Raw genomic sequence first — 19,651 nt, 5'->3', positions numbered from 1 at the left:
CGAGCCTCTTCGCTACCGAATGGAACACACACGCATGGCAAGCACCGCTGACATCAAGAACGGCGTCGTCCTCTCCATCGACGGCCAGCTCTGGAACGTCATCGAGTTCCAGCACGTCAAGCCCGGCAAGGGCGGTGCGTTCGTGCGTACGAAGCTCAAGAACGTCGTCACCGGCAAGACCGTCGATCGCACCTACAACGCGGGCGCGAAGATCGAGATCGAGAACGTCGACCGCCGCGATTTCACCTACCTGTACGCCGACGGCGACGGATTCGTGTTCATGGACACGAGCGACTACGACCAGATCACCGTGCCCGGCACGGTCGTCGGCGATGCCGCGAACTTCATGCTCGAGAACCAGGCGGTCACGATCGCGCTGAACAACGGCAACCCGCTGTACGTCGACCTGCCCGCATCGGTCGTGCTCGAGATCACGTACACCGAGCCGGGCCTGCAGGGCGACCGCTCGACGGGCGGCACGAAGCCTGCCACCGTGGAGACCGGCTATGAGATCCAGGTGCCGCTCTTCCTCGAGACCGGCACGAAGGTCAAGGTCGACACCCGCACGGGTGACTACCTCGGCCGCGTGAACGACTAGTGAGCGCTCGAACCAAAGCACGCAAACGCGCGCTCGACATGTTGTACTCCGCCGACATGCGCCAAGTGCCGGTCGAGGAGATGCTGGTCGTCGAGGCGGAGAAAGCCGTCGGGGAACCTGAACGAGCAGCTTCGTGGCTGTACGCCCGCGAGATCGTCGACGGCATCGTCGACCACCGCGCCGAGATCGACGAGCTCATCGAGACGAACTCGCACGGCTGGACGATCGAGCGCATGCCCGCCGTCGACCGGGCGATCCTGCGCATCGGCGTGTGGGAGATCACCCACAACGACGCCGTGCCCGACGCCGTGGCGATCTCCGAAGCCGTCGAGGCGGCCACCGTGCTCTCGACCGATGACTCGGCCGGTTTCGTCAACGGGCTGCTCGCGGCCATCTCGCACTCGAAGGCCTGACCCCGCGGCACCCTGCGGGGTGCGCGGTCAGGTCGAGCGGCTCGACTCGACGAGTTCGAGCGTGTGAGCGACGACCTCGGTCGGACCATCGTGGCTGCGAAGACTCGAACCGATGCGTTCGGCGTTCGTGCGGAAGGCGGCGTCCGTCGAGACCCGGCGCCACGCCGCGAGAATGGCCCGCGGACGTGGGCGGCCGGTGCGGAGGATGCCGGCCGGATCAGGTCGTCTGGGTCGACGTTCAGAGTGCCCTGGCTGACGTGCACGATCGGCTCCTTCCCCTCGCGCACGTCAGCCACCAGGCTGCTCGTTCGGGTACGGCCGGCGGGGTTGCGCCGGACATGGGGCGGCCCGCGGGCCAGGCGAGTGCGCCGACGAAGACCACCCGACTCTGCCACTCGCGCCGTGGATACTCGAGTTCGGCGACCCCGCTCGCGCAGACGCGGTCGGGGGAGTAGCAGGCCTCGGCGAAGGTCAGCTCGACGGCCGGTAGCCCGACTGCACTTCGTTGCTCCTCGTAGGCCCGCTGGATCCCGCGAGCCGCGACAAGCACGAGGCGATGCAAGACCAGATCGCGGAGACGCCCCACCGGGCCGCGGGCGGGCGACAAGCCGAGCGCCGGCGGTGTGGCACGATGCTCACCGTCACCCACCGCGTTCCCGTGTGCGTCGCGACGAGATGAGCGCCGAGGCTCAGGCCCATTCCACCATGTGGGGCGCGTGCGCGATGTCCCGCAGACAGGGGGTCCGCGGCTCGTTGCCCTGAGGCCGGGTTCCGTGCGACCACCGAGCGGAGATCAGCGGCAATCCCGACGACGGGTCGGCGCGATGACGGTGTGATGAGCGAGCCGCCGATTTCCGGCCGGCATCACCCTCGTTGCTCTCGGAAGGGGCACCATGTCCAGCACCATCATCGGCACGGGTCGCGATTCGACGGCGGCCGGCCACGATTCGATCCTCGATCGCGCGAACGCGGCGCAGGCGGTCGTCCAACGCTTCCTCGCACGGGCCGGGGCGCCTGCGCTGCGGATCTCGCTCGGCCTCGTCTTCCTTGTCTTCGGTGCGCTGAAGTTTCTGCCGGGCATGAGCCCGGTCGAAGACCTCGTGATCCGCACGTGGAACGTGCTCTCATTCGGCGTCGTCGACGGCTACGCCGCTCTTGCACTGACGGCGACGCTCGAGGTCTTCGTCGGGATCACGCTCGTGACCGGTGTGCTGCTCCGAATCGGGCTCCTGGCATTGGCGGTGACCTTCGTCGGGGTGTTCTCGCCCGTGGCGTTCTTCGCCGGCGAACTCTTCACCGCGACCGGTCCGACGTTGACCGCGCAGTACATCCTGAAGGATGTCGTGCTCGTCGCCGCCGCGATGGTCGTCGCGTCGAGAGCATTCACCCGCCGAATCGGGTGACCGGAGGACCTTGCGATCGGTGTCCACCGACGACCCCTGCCGATTGCGGCGGGGGTCGTCCGAACGGCAGGCACCCCGAGACCGACGGGAACAACGAGACCACACGCGCCTGAGACAGGATAGGCTTGTCGAAGTTGACAACCTTTAAGGCCGTCCTGTGAGGCGGAGAAGGGAGTCGTTTGATGGCACGTGCTGTGCTGAGTCAAGCTGACATCTCGCGGGCGCTGACCCGCATTTCGCACGAGATCCTCGAGTCCAATCGCGGAAGCTCCGATCTCGTCATCCTCGGCATCCCGACCAGGGGCGTGATCCTCGCCCGTCGCATCGCCGAGACGATCGCCCGCATCGAGCCCGACGCGCCTCCGGCCCTCGCCGGTGCACTCGACGTCACGATGTACCGTGACGACCTCACGCGCACGCGCACCCGCACACCGCAGCCGACCGAACTGCCCCCTGGCGGCATCGATGGCAAGACGGTCGTGCTCGTCGACGACGTGCTGTACTCGGGGCGCACGATCCGAGCCGCGTTCGACGCGCTGAGCGACCTCGGCCGTGCCCGCGCCGTGCGGCTCGCGGTGCTCGTCGACCGCGGCCACCGCGAGTTCCCGATCCGTGCCGACTTCGTCGGCAAGAACCTCCCGAGCTCGACTCGCGAGCGCATCAACGTGCGTCTCAGCGAGATCGACGGCGAAGACGGCGTGACGATCGACGAGGGCGAGGAGTGATGCGACACCTGCTGAGCACCCGCGAACTGTCGCGCGAGCAGGCGATCGAGCTGCTCGACATCGCCGAAGACATGGCCGCAGTGCAGCACCGTGAGGTCAAGAAGCTGCCGACGCTTCGCGGCAAGACGGTCGTGAACCTCTTCTTCGAAGACTCCACACGCACTCGCATCTCGTTCGAAGCGGCCGCCAAGCGCCTCTCGGCCGACGTCATCAACTTCAGTGCGAAAGGCTCGAGCGTCTCGAAGGGCGAGAGCCTGAAGGACACGGCGCAGACCCTGCAGGCGATGGGCGCCGACGGTGTCGTGATCCGCCACCACGCCTCGGGTGCGCCGTACACGCTCGCGACGAGCGGCTGGATCGACGCCGGAGTCGTGAACGCCGGCGACGGCACCCACGAGCATCCGACGCAGGCACTGCTCGACGCATTCACGATTCGTCGGCGCCTGCATGGCAAGTGTTCGCGCGGACGGGCACTCGACGGAGTCCACGTCGTCATCGTGGGCGACATCCTGCATTCGCGAGTCGCGCGATCGAACGTGTGGCTCCTCGCAACCCTCGGCGCCGAGGTCGAGCTCGTCGCCCCGCCGACACTCGTGCCGGTCGATACGACGGCGTGGCCTGCGCGTGTCGGGTACGACCTCGACGCGGCGCTGCGCGGAACGCCCGACGTCGTCATGATGCTGCGCATCCAGGCGGAGCGCATGCATGCGGCGTTCTTCCCGAACAGTCGCGAGTACGCGCGCACCTGGGGTCTCGACGACGCCAGGTTCGACGCCCTGCCCCCCAGTACGATGGTCATGCATCCCGGCCCGATGAATCGCGGGCTGGAGATCGCCGCTCGTGCAGCCGACTCCCCGCAGTCGACGGTGCGCGAGCAGGTTGCGAACGGAGTTTCAGTGAGAATGGCCGCCCTGTACCTGTTGCTGTCCGGCGATCGGGGGGAAGCCTGATGAACGAGCGTTTCCTGATCACGGGCGCCAGCCTTCCCGACGGCGAACGCGCTGACATCCTCCTCGACGGTGGCATCATCGCCGAGGTCGGTCGGGTTGCGGATGCCGCTGGCGCAACGGTGATCGACGCCGACGGGCTCATCGCCCTGCCGGGTCTCGTCGACCTGCACACGCACCTGCGCGAGCCGGGCTACGAGCAGAGCGAGACCGTGCTCACGGGTACCCAGGCGGCCGCCGCCGGCGGCTACACCGCGGTGTTCGCGATGGCGAACACATTCCCCGTGGCCGACACCGCCGGTGTCGTCGAGCAGGAGGCCAGTCTCGGCCGCGCCGCCGGGTACGCCACCGTGCAACCGATCGGAGCCGTGACGGTGGGGCTCAAGGGCGAACAGCTCGCCGAGCTCGGGGCGATGGCCCGCTCGCGCGCGAACGTGCGGGTCTTCTCCGACGACGGCTTCTGCGTCTCCGACCCGCTGCTCATGCGCCGCGCGCTCGAGTACGTCAAGGCGTTCGACGGCGTCATCGCCCAACATGCTCAGGAACCGCGCCTGACCGAAGGCGCGCAGATGAACGAGGGTGCGCTGTCGGGCGAACTCGGCCTCACCGGCTGGCCGGCCGTCGCCGAGGAGTCGATCATCGCCCGCGATGTGCTCCTCGCCGAGCACGTCGGGTCGCGGCTGCACGTCTGCCACGTCTCGACCGCCGGTTCCGTCGAGGTGATCCGCTGGGCGAAGGCCCGCGGCATCGACGTGACGGCCGAGGTGACTCCCCACCACCTCCTGCTCACCGAGGATCTCATCGCCGGCTACGACCCCCGCTTCAAGGTCAACCCGCCGTTGCGCCGCGCTGAAGACGTCGAGGCGCTGCGCGCGGCACTGGCCGACGGCACGATCGACATCGTCGCGACCGACCATGCTCCGCATCCGGTCGAGGCGAAAGAGAGCGAGTGGCAGGCGGCAGCCAACGGCATGGTGGGGCTCGAGTCGGCGCTCGCGGTCGTGCACGCCGCCCTCGTCGAGACGGAGCTCATGGGCTGGTCGGACGTCGCGCGCGTCATGTCGGCCGCCCCTGCCCGAATCGGCCGACTCCGCGGTCACGGCGAGTCGATCGCAGTCGGCGCCGCACCTGAGCTGACGCTGTACGACCCCGCCGCGGCATCCGAGTTCGACCTCGACCGCCTCGCCGGCCGCAGCGCGAACTCGCCGTACCTCGGGCGGAGCCTGCCCGGCCGCGTCGTCGCGACCTTCCACGGCGGCTACCCGACCTTCCTCGACGGCGAGGTGCGCCCGCGCGACGAGGTCGCCCGGCTCGCGGCGGCATCGGGGGGCGACCATGGATAAATGGATGGGAATCGTGGTCGCGGTCGTCATCGTCGGTGTCGCCGGCTGGCTGATGTACCGCTCCTGGAAGCGCCGCACCGTGCGCGACGAGACCCTCGGGTCCTATCCCGAGCCGTCGACGCGCGGAACGCCCCTGCTCGAGACCGAGGTGCTCTACGTCGCGACGACTCCGCTCGGTGAGCCGCTCGAGCGCCTCGCCGTGCATGGTCTCGCGTTCCGCGGCTCGGCGCGCATCGAAGTGCTCCCCGAGGGCATCATCCTCCGCATCGCGGGGGAGTCGACGACCTTCGTCCCGGCCGACAAGCTGGTCGGTGCCGAGCTCGCGAGCTATGCGATCGATCGCGGCGTCGAGCCCGATGGTCTCATCGCCCTCACCTGGATCGCCCAGGAACGAGGCGCGGCCGAGCAGACTGAGACTCGCGTCGACAGTTACGTGCGCGCCCGGTATCCGGGCGACCCGGCCAGGATCATCCAGGTCGTCAACAACATCGCTGCGGCGCCGGCCGCGCCGCAGCCAGAGGACATCGCTGCAGCGCCGGCCGCGCCGCAGCCAGAGCAAGAGAGTGAGGCCTCGAATGACTGAGACCCCAGCAAGCACGAGCGACACCGCCGTGCTCGTCCTCGAAGACGGACGCCGCTACGACGGGCGCGCCTACGGCGCACGCGGCCGTACGCTCGGCGAAGCGGTCTTCGCCACCGGCATGACCGGCTACCAAGAGACGCTCACCGACCCGTCGTACGCAGGTCAGATCGTCATGATGACCGCGCCGCACATCGGCAACACGGGCATGAACGACGAAGATATGGAATCCGCCCGCATCTGGGTGGCGGGGTTCATCGTGCGCGATCCATCACGGGTGGTGTCGAACTTCCGCTCGCAGCGGAGTCTCGACGACGATCTCACGGCCGCGGGCGTCGTCGGCATCAGCGGCATCGACACTCGAGCGCTCACCCGGCACCTCCGCTCCGCCGGTGCCATGCGCGCCGGAGTCTTCTCGGGCGACGACGCGCTGCTGACACCGGGGGAGCAGCTCGACCTCGTGCAGGGCGGCGCCGCCATGACCGGCGCGAACCTGTCGGGCGCCGTCTCGACCACCGAGTCCTACACGCTGCCCGCCGAGAGCGAGCGGGTCGGTTCGGTCGCGGTGCTCGACCTCGGTGTGAAGACGTCGACCCTGAAGTACCTCGCCGAGCGGGGCTTCGAGGTGCACGTCGTGCCGCAGTCGATCACCGCCGAAGAGGTGCTCGCACTCGCCCCCGATGCACTGTTCTTCTCCAACGGGCCCGGCGACCCCGCGGCATCCGACCGCCATGTCGAATTGCTGCGAACCACGCTGCGCGAAGGGCTGCCCTACTTCGGCATCTGCTTCGGCAACCAGCTGCTCGGGCGGGCACTCGGCTTCGGCACCTACAAGCTGCCGTTCGGCCACCGCGGCATCAACCAGCCGGTGCTCGACAAGGCGACCGGCCGTGTCGAGATCACGGCGCACAACCACGGGTTCGCGGTCGACGCACCCATCGACCGGGTGAGCGAGTCGAGCGAGGGCTTCGGGCGTGTCGAAGTGAGCCACTACGACCTCAACGACAATGTCGTCGAGGGCCTGAACTGCCTCGACATCCCCGCATTCAGCGTGCAGTACCACCCCGAATCCGCGGCAGGCCCGCACGACGCGAACTACCTCTTCGATCGATTCCGCGACATGGTCATCGCGAACACCTCGACGAGCTCAGCGACCGAAGGAAGCAACGAGTAATGCCCAAGCGCGACGACATCAACAGCGTCCTCGTCATCGGATCGGGTCCGATCGTCATCGGCCAGGCCGCCGAGTTCGACTATTCGGGCACCCAGGCGTGCCGCGTGCTCCGAGCGGAGGGCGTGCGGGTCATCCTCGTCAACCCCAACCCGGCGACGATCATGACCGACCCCGACTTCGCCGACGCGACCTACATCGAGCCGATCACGCCCGAGATCATCGAGTCGATCATCATCAAGGAGAAGCCCGACGCGGTACTGCCGACGCTCGGCGGGCAGACGGCGCTGAACGCGGCGATCGCGTTGCACGACGCCGGCATCCTCGAGAAGCACGGCGTCGAACTCATCGGCGCCAAGGTCGACGCCATCCGCAAGGGTGAAGACCGCCAGCTCTTCAAAGACCTCGTGATCGAGATCGGCGCCGAGGTCGCGCGCTCGCACGTCGCGAAGACGCTCGAGCAGGCGAAGGAGTTCGCCCTCGATCTCGGCTACCCGCTCGTCGTGCGCCCGTCGTTCACGATGGGCGGTCTCGGATCCGGCTTCGCCCACACCGAGGAAGACCTCGTGCGCATCGTCACGCAGGGCCTCCACGACTCACCCACGAGCGAGGTGCTCCTCGAGGAGTCGATCCTCGGCTGGAAGGAGTACGAGCTCGAACTCATGCGCGACACGGCCGACAACACCGTCGTCGTCTGCTCGATCGAGAACGTCGACCCCGTCGGCGTGCACACGGGCGACTCGATCACGGTCGCGCCGGCGCTCACGCTGACCGATCGCGAGTACCAGAAGCTCCGCGACATCGCCATCGACATCATCCGCGCCGTCGGCGTCGACACCGGGGGCTGCAACATCCAGTTCGCGATCGATCCCGCCGACGGACGCATCATCGTCATCGAGATGAATCCCCGTGTGTCGCGTTCGAGTGCGCTGGCATCGAAGGCGACCGGCTTCCCGATCGCCAAGATCGCCGCGAAGCTCGCGATCGGCTACCGGCTCGACGAGATCCCCAACGACATCACGCGGGTCACGCCGGCGAGCTTCGAGCCGACGCTCGACTACGTCGTCGTGAAGGTGCCCCGGTTCGCGTTCGAGAAGTTCCCGGCCGCCGACCCGACGCTCACGACGACCATGAAGTCCGTCGGCGAGGCCATGGCGATCGGCCGCAACTACGCGACCGCGCTGCAGAAGGCGCTCCGCTCGCTCGAGAAGCGCGGTTCCTCGTTCCACTGGGGAGACGAGGCCCGAACGGCCGACGAGCTCGTCGAGGCATCCGCCACCCCGACCGACGGTCGCATCGTGCTCGTGCAGCAGGCGCTTCGCAAGGGCGCAACACTCGAGCAGCTCTTCGAGGCGACGAAGATCGACCCGTGGTTCCTCGACCAGATCGTGCTCATCAACGAGGTCGCCGAGACGATCGCGGCGGCCGAGAACCTCGACACCGAACTCCTGCTGCTCGCCAAGAACCACGGGTTCTCCGACGCGCAGATCGGACAGCTCCGCGGTTTCGGCGAGGCGGACGCGCGCGAGGTGCGGCACATCCTCGGCATCCGGCCGGTGTACAAGACCGTCGACACGTGCGCGGGGGAGTTCCCGGCCCTCACGCCGTACCACTACTCGAGCTACGACCAGGAGACCGAGGTCGAGCCGAGCGACCGCAAGAAGGTCGTGATCCTCGGTTCCGGCCCGAACCGCATCGGCCAGGGCGTCGAGTTCGACTACTCGTGCGTGCACGCCTCGTTCGCTCTCTCGGCAGCGGGCTTCGAGACGATCATGATCAACTGCAACCCAGAGACGGTCTCGACCGACTACGACACGAGCGACCGGCTCTACTTCGAGCCGCTCACCCTCGAAGACGTGCTCGAGGTCATCCATGCCGAGTCGCAGTCCGGTGAACTCGTCGGGGTCGTCGTGCAACTGGGCGGCCAGACGGCGCTCGGTCTCGCGAAGGGCCTCGAGGCGGCGGGCATCCCGATCCTCGGCACGACCCCCGACGCGATCGACCTGGCCGAAGAGCGCGGCCTCTTCTCCGGCATCCTCGACGCGGCCGGGCTGCTCGCGCCGAAGAACGGCACGGCCCTCGACGTCGCCGGCGCGGTGCAGGTCGCAGAGGGCATCGGCTACCCAGTGCTCGTGCGCCCGAGCTACGTGCTCGGCGGCCGCGGCATGGAGATCGTCTACGACTCGCCCTCGCTCGCCGACTACTTCGATCGCATCGAAGGTCAGGGCATCGTCGGCCCGAGTCATCCGCTGCTCGTCGACCGGTTCCTCGACGACGCGATCGAGATCGACGTCGACGCCCTCTACGACGGCACCGACCTCTACATCGGCGGCGTCATGGAGCACATCGAGGAGGCCGGCATCCACTCCGGCGACTCGAGCTGCACCCTGCCGCCCGTGACGCTCGGGCGTGCAGAGGTCGACCGCGTGCGCGTAGCGACGCGCGCGATCGCCGAGGGCATCGGTGTTCGCGGCCTGCTCAACGTGCAGTTCGCGATCGGGGCCGGCGTGCTCTATGTGCTCGAGGCGAACCCTCGTGCGAGCCGCACTGTGCCGTTCGTCTCCAAGGCGCTCGGCATTCCACTCGCGAAGGCGGCTGCGCGCATCATGGTCGGTGCGACCGTCGCCGAGCTCATCGAAGAGGGAATGCTGCCTGCATCCGACGGCTCGCGCGTGCCGCTCGACGCACCGGTCGCCGTGAAGGAGGCCGTGCTGCCCTTCCACCGCTTCCGCACCCGCGAGGGCATCATGGTCGACTCCGTGCTCGGGCCCGAGATGCGTTCGACCGGCGAGGTCATGGGCATCGACAAGGACTTCCCGACCGCGTTCGCGAAGAGCCAGCTCGCGGCCTACGGCGGCATGCCCACCTCGGGCACGGTGTTCGTCTCGGTCTCCGATCGCGACAAGCGCGCGATCATCCTGCCGGTGCTCCGCCTGCAGCAACTCGGCTACGACATCGCAGCGACCGAGGGCACCGCCGAGGTGCTGCGGCGCAACGGCATCCGGGCGCAGGAGGTGCTGAAGTTCAGCGAGAAGACGAGCGAAGACGCGGCATCCGTGGTCGAGCTCATCCACCGCGGCGACGTCGACGTGGTGGTGAACACCCCGAGCGGGCGTTCGTCGCGCGCCGACGGCTACGAAATCCGTGCGGCGGCCGTCGCCGCCGACATCCCGTTGTTCACGACGATCGCCGAACTCTCCGCTGCGGTCGCTTCGCTCGACGTGCAGCGCGAGGGCTTCGAAGTCACGAGCCTGCAGGAATACCAGCTCCGACGGGAGGCGAACGCATGATCGGCCAGACGCCCTTCGGAGAACGACTCGAAGCCGTTTTCGCCGCCTATGGCAAGCTCTGCGTCGGCATCGACCCGCACGCCTCACTCCTCGACGCGTGGGGCCTGCCCGACTCGGCCGAGGGAGTGCGGGAGTTCGGCTTGCGCGTGGTCGAGGCGACCGCCGGTCGCGTGGGCATCGTGAAGCCGCAGGTGGCGTTCTTCGAACGACACGGTGCGGCGGGGTACGCGGCGCTCGAGCGAGTGCTGGCCGAAGCGCGCGACGCCGGGCTGCTCATCATCGCCGACGTGAAGCGCGGCGATCTCGACACGAGCGTCGAGGCGTACGGCCAGGCGTGGCTGCGACCCGGATCGAGCCTCGAGGCCGATGCGATGACCGTCAGCGCCTACCAGGGCCTCGGTTCGCTCGAGGGCGTCCTGACCGCAGCCGAGTCGGCGGGCAAGGGCGTCTTCGTGCTCGCCGCGACCTCCAACCCCGAGGCGGCGGCCATCCAGCGGGCGGTACTTCAGCAGTCGAGCCGCGAGGGCTTCACGGTCGCGCAGGCCATCACTTCCGGCGTCATCGGCTGGAACCAGGGGCGAGCGGATGCCGCGAGCCGGGCGCTCGGCTCGGTAGGCGTGGTGCTCGGAGCGACCGTCGACCCCCGCACGTACGGCATCGATCTCGATGCCGACCCGCCGCGCCCCGGCCTGCCGGTGCTGGCGCCGGGCTTCGGGTATCAGGGGGCGGAGCTCTCCGACCTGCGGGCGATCTACGGATCGCTCGCAGGCGGCGTGATCGTCAGCGAGTCACGGTCGATTCTCAGCGCCGGGCCCGACGGCCTCGCAGAGGCGATCACCCGTCGCGTCGACGAAGTGGGGGCCGCGAGTGTCTGAGCACGAAACCGCCGCCGCGACGCGGCAGGCTCCGCCCGAGGTCGACCGGGTCGCGGCATCCCGCGCGGCCGTCGCCGCGCGTCGGGCGCGGGCCACGGTCAAGTCCGCGATCGCGGCGGGCTCGCGGAGCCCGCTCGACGTGTTGCGCGAGGCATTCGAGTCACCCGATGGGGTCGAGGGGCGACTGCGGGTGACCGAGTTCCTGACCTCCATCCCCGCGATCGGTCAGACGAAGTCGGCACGCATCATGGAGGAGCTCGAGATCTCCCCGTCGAAGCGTCTCGGCGGGCTCGGCCGGCTGCAGCGTCGGCGACTGCGGGAGTTCCTCGCCGATTGGGTCGCCGCGCACGGCGGCACCGGCGACCGGCTCGTCGTGCTCGCCGGTCCCACGGCGGTGGGCAAGGGCACCGTGGCCGACTACATCCGTCGTCATCACCCAGACGTGCGACTCTCGGTATCGGCGACGACCCGAAAACCACGGCCCGGCGAAGTCGAGGGCGAGAGCTATTTCTTCGTCGACGACGCCGAATTCGATCGTCTCGTCGAGAACGGCGAGCTGCTCGAGTGGGCGACGGTCCACAACGCCTCCCGCTACGGCACACCGCGCAAGGCGGTCGAAGAGGCCATCGCCGCCGGCAACAGCGTGTTGCTCGAGATCGACATCCAGGGAGCCCGCTCGATTCGACGGGCCGCGCCCGAGGCGACCCTCGTCTTCCTGCTGTCGCCGAGCTGGGACGAACTGGTGCGCCGGCTCGTCGGTCGGGGCACTGAGAGTCCGGCCGAACAGCAGCGCAGACTCGAGACCGCAAGGGTCGAGCTGGCCGCGGTCGACGAGTTCGATCATCAGGTCGTCAACCACGACGTCGCCGAAGCCGCGCAAGAGGTCGTAGACTTGATGAGATCTCGCAAGGGTCGGCGTTGAGCTGCCCTCGCCACGACTTTTCGCGCACCGCGGGTGCGCACCCCACGATCAAGGAGTCAATCCATGGCTGAGAAGCTGTCCGGCATCATCGATCCGCCCATCGACGACCTGCTCTCCAAGGTCGACTCGAAGTACCAGTTGGTCATCTTCGCGTCGAAGCGTGCGCGTCAGATCAACGACTACTACGCCGACCTGCACGAGGGAAGCCTCTTCGACAACGTGGGCCCGCTCGTCGATTCCTCGATCGATGACAAGCCGCTCTCGGTCGCACTGCACGAGATCAACGAGGACAAGCTCCGGCTCCGCCCGATCGCCGAGTGATCCGGGAGGGCCGGATGACTCGGCTCAACATCGTCGTCGGCATCACCGGCGGCATCGCCGCGTACAAGGCCGTCGGCGTCATTCGCGCGCTCGTGCTCGCGGGGCACGATGTGCACGTCGTACCGACCGAGGGAGCGTTGCGCTTCGTCGGCAAACCCACGCTCGAGGCGATCTCTCGCAACCCGGTGCACACCGAGCTGTACGAGGGCGTCGCCGAGGTGCGGCACGTCGCCATCGGTCAGGCAGCCGACCTCATCGTCATCGCTCCGGCGACGGCGAACTCGATCGCGAAACTCGCCGCGGGCCTGGCCGACGACCTGCTCGGCAACGCGGTGCTCGCAAGCGAAGCGCCCGTCGTCATCGCGCCTGCCATGCACACCGAGATGTGGCGTCACCCCGCCACCCAGGCGAACGTCGCGACGCTGCGCTCCCGCGGCGTCACGATCGTCGGTCCGGCGGTCGGCCAGCTCACCGGCACCGACAGTGGGCCAGGTCGCATGGAGGAACCCGACGAGATCGTGCGCGCGGCGCTCGAGCGGGCGCTCGGCGCGAACGGTGCGGCCGCGTCATCCGCCGATCGCGGTGATCTCTCGGGTCTGCACGTCGTCGTCACCGCCGGCGGCACGCGCGAACCGCTCGATCCCGTGCGGTTCCTCGGTAATCGTTCGAGCGGCAAGCAAGGAATCGCGATCGCCGAGGCCGCGCGGGAACGGGGCGCGCGCGTCACGCTCATCGCAGCGAACCTCGAGGTCGCCGAACCCGATGGCTGCGACATCCGCCGTGTCTCGACGGCGCTCGAACTGCAGCGCGCTGTGACCGAGGCGGTGTCGGGCGCCGATGTCGTCGTGATGGCGGCGGCCGTCGCCGACTACCGCCCCGCGACGGTGAGCGAGGCGAAGATCAAGAAAGACCAGAGCGACGACGGACTCACGCTCGAACTCGTGCGCAACCCCGACATCCTCGCCGGCCTCGGCCATGCACCGCACGACGGCACCCTGCTCGTCGGCTTCGCGGCCGAGACCGAGGCCGACGACGATCGGCTGCTCGAACTCGGCCGGGCCAAGCTCGAGGCGAAGGGTGCCGACCTGCTCGTCGTCAATCGGGTCGGCTGGAATGAGGGCTTCGCGAGCGACGAGAACCGGGTCGTCGTCATCGGCACCGACGGCGTCGTCGTCACACGAGCACACGGAACGAAGCTGTCGGTGGCGCATGACATCCTCGACGTGGTTGTCTCGGAAGCGACGACTGCCGCGACGACTACGAAGGAATCCGATCCAGCATGAGCGCACTCCGCCTGTTCACCTCCGAGTCAGTCACCGAAGGGCACCCAGACAAGCTGTGCGACCAGATCTCCGATTCGATCCTCGACGCGCTGCTGCGTGAAGACCCGACGAGCCGAGTGGCGGTCGAGACCCTCGTGACCACCGGGCTCGTGCACGTCGCGGGCGAAGTGACGACGAGCGGGTACGTCGAGATTCCGGCGATCGTGCGCGAGCGCGTCACATCGATCGGCTACGACTCATCCGACGCATGGTTCGACGGGCGCTCCTGCGGAGTCTCGGTGTCGATCGGCGGCCAGTCGCCCGACATCGCACAGGGCGTCGATCGCGCGTTCGAGTCTCGTGAGCGGGCCAGTGACGACGCGCTCGACCAGCAGGGGGCAGGCGATCAGGGCATCATGTTCGGCTACGCCACCCGTGAGACTCCAGAACTCATGCCGGTGCCTATCTGGCTCGCCCATCGACTCGCCGAGCGACTCGCGGCCGTACGCAAGAACGGCGAACTCGAGTACCTGCGCCCCGACGGCAAGACCCAGGTCACGGTCGGCTACGACGGGCAGGTGCCCAAGACGATCGAGACCGTGGTGCTCTCGACGCAGCACACTCGTGCCGTCTCGACCGAGCAGCTCCGGGTCGAGGTCGAAGAGCTCGTGATCCGTCCGGTGCTCGACCTGGTCGAACTCGCGCGCCCCGAACTCAACGTGCTCATCAACCCCACCGGCCGCTTCGAGATCGGCGGGCCGCAGGGTGACGCCGGGCTGACCGGGCGCAAGATCATCATCGACACCTACGGCGGCGCGAGCCGGCATGGGGGCGGCGCCTTCAGCGGAAAAGACCCTTCGAAGGTCGACCGTTCGGCGGCCTACGCCATGCGCTGGGTCGCCAAGAACGCGGTCGCCGCAGGCCTCGCCGACCGGCTCGAACTGCAGGTCGCCTACGCCATCGGCAAGGCGGGGCCCGTGGGCCTCTACGTCGAGACCTTCGGCACCGGAAAACTCCCAGACGAGCAGATCATCGCCGCGATCCGTGAGGTGTTCGACCTGCGTCCGGCGGCGATCATCCGCGATCTCGATCTGCTTCGGCCGATCTACGCGCAGACCGCGAGCTACGGCCACTTCGGCCGAGAACTGCCCGATTTCACGTGGGAGCGCCTCGACCGCGTCGACGATCTCCGCGCCACTGCCAGGATCTGACGTGACCGGCGGCTCCGTCGCCCGTGTGCTCGTCGACTCGCCCCTGCCCCAGCTCGACCAGCTCTTCGACTACGCGGTGCCCGAACGCCTCCGTGAGGCGGCCGTTGCCGGGGTGCGAGTGCGGGTGCCGCTGCGATCGGGCGGGCGCATCGCCAACGGCTGGTTGGTCGAACTCTCGGAGACGAGCGAGTTCGCCGGTCGCCTGAGCGAACTCGAAGACGTCGTCTCCGAGGTGCCGTTGCTCATGCCCGAAGTGTGGGCGCTGGCCCGCTCGGCCGCGGATCGCGCTGCCGGCAACGCCGGTGATATCCTTCGCCTGGCGATCCCCAGCCGGTATGTGCGAGCCGAGCGGGCGTGGCGTGCAGCAGAACCCGATCGCGGTGAGCTGCCGGCCCCGCCGCCCGCGATTCCCGGCTACGACCGGGGCCGTCTCGAGACCGGCATCGACGCGGGCGAGCGGATGGCGCTCGTCGCCGACCCTCGGCCGGTGCGGCTCGGCTCGGGCGAGTGGGTCGGTGCGTGGGCGGCGACGCTCGCGGCCGCGGCCGCCCACACGCTCGCATCCGATCGGTCGAGCCTCATCATCGTGCCCGATTACCGCGACCAGGAGCAGCTCCAGGCCGCCCTGGCCGATCGCGTCGACCCTCGACGTGTGCTGCGCACCGACGCGCGGCAGACGGGCGGGGAGCGCTTCCGCGCCTTCCTCGACGCGACGGCGCCCGATGCGCGCGTGATCATCGGCAACCGTTCGACGGTGTACGCACCCGCGACCAGGCTCGGCCTCATCGCCATGTGGGATGACGGCGACTCGTTGCAGAACGAGCAGCTCGCCCCGGGTGTGCACCCTCGCGATGCCGCGCTCATCCGGCAGGAGCAGTCGGGTGCGGCCCTCGTGTTCCTCGGTCACACGCGCAGCGTCGAGGTCGAGCGGCTCGTCGAGATCGGTTGGGCGCACGAGGTGACTGCCGTCAAGCATGTTCGACCCCGTGTCATCCCGACCGAGCAGCAGTCGGCACCCGACCCCGGTTCGGCGCGCATCCCTTCGAGTGCGTGGCGTGCGGCGCAGCAGGCGATCCTCGAAGGGCCGGTGCTCGTGCAGGTCGCACGTCCCGGCCACGCGCCGCTGCTCAGCTGCGATCGTTGCCGTGAGCCTGCGCGATGCACCGCGTGCGGCGGCGCCCTGGTCGTGCCGCGCAGCGGCGGCGACCCGCGCTGCGTGCTCTGCGGCACGAGCGGGAGCACGTGGCGCTGCCCGGTCTGCGAGGGCGTGAAGCTGCGTGCTGTCACCGTCGGCGCGAGCCGCACGGCGGAAGAGCTCGGTCGCGCGTTCCCGACATCCCGGGTCATCCTCTCCGACGGAGAGCGTCCGGTGCTCCGGGTGACTGCCGAGCCGGCCCTGGTGGTCGCGACGCGCGGTGCCGAGCCGATTGCCGACGGCGGCTACCGCGCCGTGCTCCTCCTCGACGGCGAGCGGATGCTGCTGCGTGAATCCCTCCGCGTCGCCGAAGACTGTTTGCGATGGTGGTCGAATGCCGCGGCGCTCGCGGCACCCGGTTCGCCGGTCTTTCTCGTCGGGGTTGCCGGAGCGCTGGCGACCGCGCTGGCGTCGTGGCGGCAGCCCGAGTGGGCGAGCGGTGAGCTCGCCGCTCGCCGGGCGCTGCGTTTCCCTCCCGCCGTGCGCGTGGCGAGCGTGACGGCTGCGCCCGCCTTGGTCGCCCAGGCGCTCACGGCGGCACGGGCCGCCGCCGATGGCGTCGATGCGCTCGGCCCGGTGCCCGCCGGCGAAGGGCTCGAGCGGGCGATCGTGCGATTCGACTACGCGGCCGGCGGTGCGGTCGCGAAGGCGCTGCGCGCCGAGATGATCCGAGTCGCCACCGAGCGGCGGCGGCCGGTCACGGGCAGGCCACCGAAGCGGCCGTCGGTGCTCCGGGTGCGCTTCGACGATCCCGAGGCCCCGTAGCCGGCGGGGTCTTCAGCGTTCGGTGCGTCGAATCGGCATGACTTCGGGGCGCTATCGTGGGGGGTTCTCGCGGTTGGTCAAGCGACTCGCGGGTTTGCGACGTTCGGTGGACTGGCCGATCCCGCTCGGTGACGCCGTTCTATCGGGCAAGGACGAGACTCATCCGTTTCTCCGGGACGTCGAGCCGATCTCGCTCTGAGCTCGGGCCCCGGGTCCCGTTACCGCTCGTTCGTCGGCGACAATGGAGTGTGCAGAAGCTCCGCATCATCTTCGCCGGCACTCCTGCCGCGGCTGTCCCGTCTCTCGAGCGCCTCTCGGCGAGCGACCATGATCTCGTCGGCGTCGTGACACGGCGACCGGCGCCGCTCGGCCGCAAGCGCGTGCTGACCCCGTCGCCGGTCGCACAGGCGGCGGCGCGCTTGAAGCTACCGCTCATCGAGACCAATCGACTCGACGCCGAGGCCACTGCTCGCATCGTCGAGCTCGCACCCGATCTCGGCGTCATCGTGGCCTACGGCGGGCTGGTGCGCGAGCCGCTGCTCTCAACGCCTCAGCATGGCTGGATCAACCTGCACTTCTCCCTCCTACCCGCCTGGCGAGGGGCCGCGCCCGTGCAGCATTCGCTCATCGCCGGAGACACCGTCGCAGGGGCATCCGTGTTCCAGCTCGTGCCTGAACTCGATGCGGGTGACGTCTTCGCGATGCAGGAACGACCGCTCGGTGGTGATGAGACGGCGGGGGAGTTGCTCGATGAACTCGCCGTCTCGGGGGCGCAGCTGTTGGCCGGCGTGGTCGACGGCATCGCCGAGGGTGCGGCGCACGCCGTGCCCCAGCGCGGTGAACCGACGTTCGCGTCGAAACTCACGATCGACGATGCGCGCCTCGACTGGTCGCTCCCCGCGTCGGAGGTGCGAGCGCGCTACCTCGGAGTGACGCCCGAGCCGGGCGCATGGACGACGGTCGACGGACAGCGAGTCAAGATACTGGGGCTCGACGGCGTCGACGATGCTGCGGATGTCCCGGCGCTCGCGCCCGGCGAGATCGCCCGTGTTGCACGACGCCTGCTGATCGGCACGGCCACGAGGCCGCTGGAGCTGCGGCGGGTGCAACCCGCAGGCAAGCCGGCGATGGACGCAGGCGACTGGTGGCGCGGCGCCGCCCAGACCGCGGGGGTGGCCCGATGAGTGGTACTGGCCCGCAGCGCAGCGCCGGCGGCGGCACCGGTGCTCGGATCTCACCCGCACGCCTCGTCGCCGTCGACGTACTCGAAGCGGTGCGAACCGATGAGGCCTACGCGAACCTCCTCCTGCCTGCTCGCATCCGCCGCGCCGGCCTGAGTCGCGCCGACGCGGCCTTCGCGACCGAGTTGACCTACGGCACGCTGCGCATGCAGGGGTTCTACGATCGCGTCATCGAACTCGCAGCGAATCGCCCCGTCGGCGCCATCGACCCAGCGGTGCTCGATGTGCTGCGGCTCGGCGCGCACCAGTTGCTCGCAACCAGGGTCGCGACGCACGCTGCCGTCAACGAGCAGGTCGAGCTCGCGCGGAGGGCGGCGCCGAAGGCCGCCGGGTTCGTGAACGCGGTGCTGCGCACGATCTCGCGATCGTCACCCGAAACATGGCGAGAGCTCGTCGCCGAGGGCGCTGCCGGCGAAGATGCCCGCCTTGCCGCGGTGGCGAGCCATCCCGAGTGGATCGTGCGAGCGCTCCGCACCGCGCTCGAGCGCGAGGGTCGCGCCGATGAGCTGGAATCGCTCCTCGACGCTGACAATGCCTCGCCCCGCGTGAACCTCGCCGTGTTGCCGGGGCTCGATGTCGACACCGCTGGCATCGAGGGATTCGAACCCGATCGGTTCTCGCCGATCGGCGCGGTCGCCGACGACCCGATCGCCGCTGCCGAGGGCTCCGGCGGCCGCATCCGCGTGCAAGACGAGGGCTCCCAGCTCGCGGCACTCGCGCTCAGTCGTGCCATGCCCGTGCGTGCGGGCGAGCACTGGCTCGACCTCTGCGCCGGCCCGGGCGGCAAGACCGCGGTGCTCGCCGCGGAGGCGCTGACGGGTGGGGCAGTGCTGTCGGCGACGGAGACCGTGCCGGTTCGGGCGGAGCTCGTGCGCAAGGCGATCGCGGGGGTGCCGCTCTCCGTCGATGTTCACGTCGGCGACGGCCGTGACCTCGACCTCGAGGCGCTCGGCGCGCCTGCCGGCTTCGATCGCATCTTGCTCGACGCGCCGTGCACGGGGCTCGGCGCGCTCCGCCGCCGCCCCGAGGCGAGATGGCGCAAGGCCCCATCGGATGTCGCCGAGTTGACGAAACTCCAGGGCGAACTGTTCGACAGCGCGTTCGCCGCGCTCGCGCCCGGCGGGATCCTCGCGTACGTCACGTGCTCGCCGCATACCGCCGAGACGCAGGGCACGCTCGCCGCCGCGCTTCGACGAGCAGGCACGTCGGCTCGTCAGCTCGACACGCGCGCTGTGGTCGAGGGGCTGTCGCGGCATCCGCTCGACCTCGCCGGCGAGGCCGAGACGGTGCAGCTCTGGCCCCACCGGCACGGCACCGACGCGATGTTCATCGCCCTCGTGCAGAAGCAGCACGATGCCCCCTCACCCGCGGGCACCGATCGGTAGGGTG

17 protein-coding genes are annotated in these 19,651 nt (G+C 69.3%); all 17 read left to right on the top strand.

What is annotated here, in order from left to right; genetic code table 11:
• The first annotated feature begins 34 nt into the window (after window positions 1–34).
• Window positions 35–598: an elongation factor P gene (efp, locus tag AC1C2R_RS17515; protein WP_495353811.1), complete on the top strand. Its 564-nt coding sequence runs from the start codon at window positions 35–37 to the stop codon at window positions 596–598.
• Window positions 598–1,011, top strand: coding sequence for a transcription antitermination factor NusB (gene nusB, locus AC1C2R_RS17510; RefSeq protein WP_495353812.1), 414 nt, complete (start codon window positions 598–600; stop codon window positions 1,009–1,011). The genes efp and nusB overlap by 1 nt, the downstream gene beginning before the upstream one ends.
• A gap of 893 nt (window positions 1,012–1,904) precedes the next feature.
• A complete protein-coding gene (locus AC1C2R_RS17505) occupies window positions 1,905–2,414 on the top strand; it encodes a DoxX family membrane protein (RefSeq protein WP_495380762.1) in 510 nt (169 codons plus the stop codon).
• A 179-nt stretch (window positions 2,415–2,593) separates the two neighbouring features.
• Window positions 2,594–3,139: a bifunctional pyr operon transcriptional regulator/uracil phosphoribosyltransferase PyrR gene (pyrR, locus tag AC1C2R_RS17500; RefSeq protein WP_495353814.1), complete on the top strand. Its 546-nt coding sequence runs from the start codon at window positions 2,594–2,596 to the stop codon at window positions 3,137–3,139.
• On the top strand, window positions 3,139–4,089 hold the full coding sequence (locus AC1C2R_RS17495) for an aspartate carbamoyltransferase catalytic subunit (RefSeq protein WP_495380761.1): 951 nt from the start codon (window positions 3,139–3,141) through the stop codon (window positions 4,087–4,089). Before pyrR ends, AC1C2R_RS17495 begins: the two co-directional genes overlap by 1 nt.
• The gene (locus tag AC1C2R_RS17490; RefSeq protein WP_495380760.1) at window positions 4,089–5,429 is read left to right on the top strand and encodes a dihydroorotase; all 1,341 of its coding nucleotides are present in this window, start codon (window positions 4,089–4,091) and stop codon (window positions 5,427–5,429) included. Before AC1C2R_RS17495 ends, AC1C2R_RS17490 begins: the two co-directional genes overlap by 1 nt.
• Window positions 5,430–5,433: 4 nt before the next feature.
• Window positions 5,434–6,012, top strand: a complete 579-nt coding sequence (locus tag AC1C2R_RS17485) for a PH-like domain-containing protein (protein ID WP_495353817.1) — start codon at window positions 5,434–5,436, stop codon at window positions 6,010–6,012.
• Entirely contained in the window at window positions 6,005–7,183 is a 1,179-nt protein-coding gene (gene carA, locus AC1C2R_RS17480; protein WP_495353818.1) for a glutamine-hydrolyzing carbamoyl-phosphate synthase small subunit, read from the top strand. The genes AC1C2R_RS17485 and carA overlap by 8 nt, the downstream gene beginning before the upstream one ends.
• On the top strand, window positions 7,183–10,470 hold the full coding sequence (gene carB, locus AC1C2R_RS17475) for a carbamoyl-phosphate synthase large subunit (RefSeq protein WP_495380759.1): 3,288 nt from the start codon (window positions 7,183–7,185) through the stop codon (window positions 10,468–10,470). The genes carA and carB overlap by 1 nt, the downstream gene beginning before the upstream one ends.
• Window positions 10,467–11,345, top strand: coding sequence for an orotidine-5'-phosphate decarboxylase (pyrF, locus tag AC1C2R_RS17470; RefSeq protein WP_495353820.1), 879 nt, complete (start codon window positions 10,467–10,469; stop codon window positions 11,343–11,345). Before carB ends, pyrF begins: the two co-directional genes overlap by 4 nt.
• A complete protein-coding gene (gene gmk / locus AC1C2R_RS17465) occupies window positions 11,338–12,267 on the top strand; it encodes a guanylate kinase (protein ID WP_495353821.1) in 930 nt (309 codons plus the stop codon). The genes pyrF and gmk overlap by 8 nt, the downstream gene beginning before the upstream one ends.
• A gap of 63 nt (window positions 12,268–12,330) precedes the next feature.
• Window positions 12,331–12,588, top strand: coding sequence for a DNA-directed RNA polymerase subunit omega (gene rpoZ / locus AC1C2R_RS17460; protein ID WP_022891987.1), 258 nt, complete (start codon window positions 12,331–12,333; stop codon window positions 12,586–12,588).
• A 14-nt stretch (window positions 12,589–12,602) separates the two neighbouring features.
• A complete protein-coding gene (coaBC, locus tag AC1C2R_RS17455) occupies window positions 12,603–13,871 on the top strand; it encodes a bifunctional phosphopantothenoylcysteine decarboxylase/phosphopantothenate--cysteine ligase CoaBC (RefSeq protein ID WP_495380758.1) in 1,269 nt (422 codons plus the stop codon).
• Window positions 13,868–15,061 carry a methionine adenosyltransferase gene (gene metK, locus AC1C2R_RS17450; protein WP_495380757.1) on the top strand — a complete coding sequence of 398 codons (1,194 nt, stop codon included), beginning with the start codon at window positions 13,868–13,870 and terminating at the stop codon, window positions 15,059–15,061. Before coaBC ends, metK begins: the two co-directional genes overlap by 4 nt.
• Window position 15,062: 1 nt before the next feature.
• Window positions 15,063–17,021, top strand: a complete 1,959-nt coding sequence (locus tag AC1C2R_RS17445) for a primosomal protein N' family DNA-binding protein (protein ID WP_495380756.1) — start codon at window positions 15,063–15,065, stop codon at window positions 17,019–17,021.
• 248 nt (window positions 17,022–17,269) lie between these two features.
• A complete protein-coding gene (gene fmt, locus AC1C2R_RS17440; RefSeq protein ID WP_495380755.1) occupies window positions 17,270–18,205 on the top strand; it encodes a methionyl-tRNA formyltransferase in 936 nt (311 codons plus the stop codon).
• Window positions 18,202–19,647, top strand: coding sequence for an RsmB/NOP family class I SAM-dependent RNA methyltransferase (locus AC1C2R_RS17435; protein WP_495380754.1), 1,446 nt, complete (start codon window positions 18,202–18,204; stop codon window positions 19,645–19,647). Before fmt ends, AC1C2R_RS17435 begins: the two co-directional genes overlap by 4 nt.
• The last annotated feature ends 4 nt before the right edge of the window (window positions 19,648–19,651 follow it).

This window comes from Agromyces sp. Y182, assembly GCF_059445385.1.
Note: the sequence above shows the minus strand (reverse complement) of the source record. Positions and strands in the feature narration are given on the sequence as shown.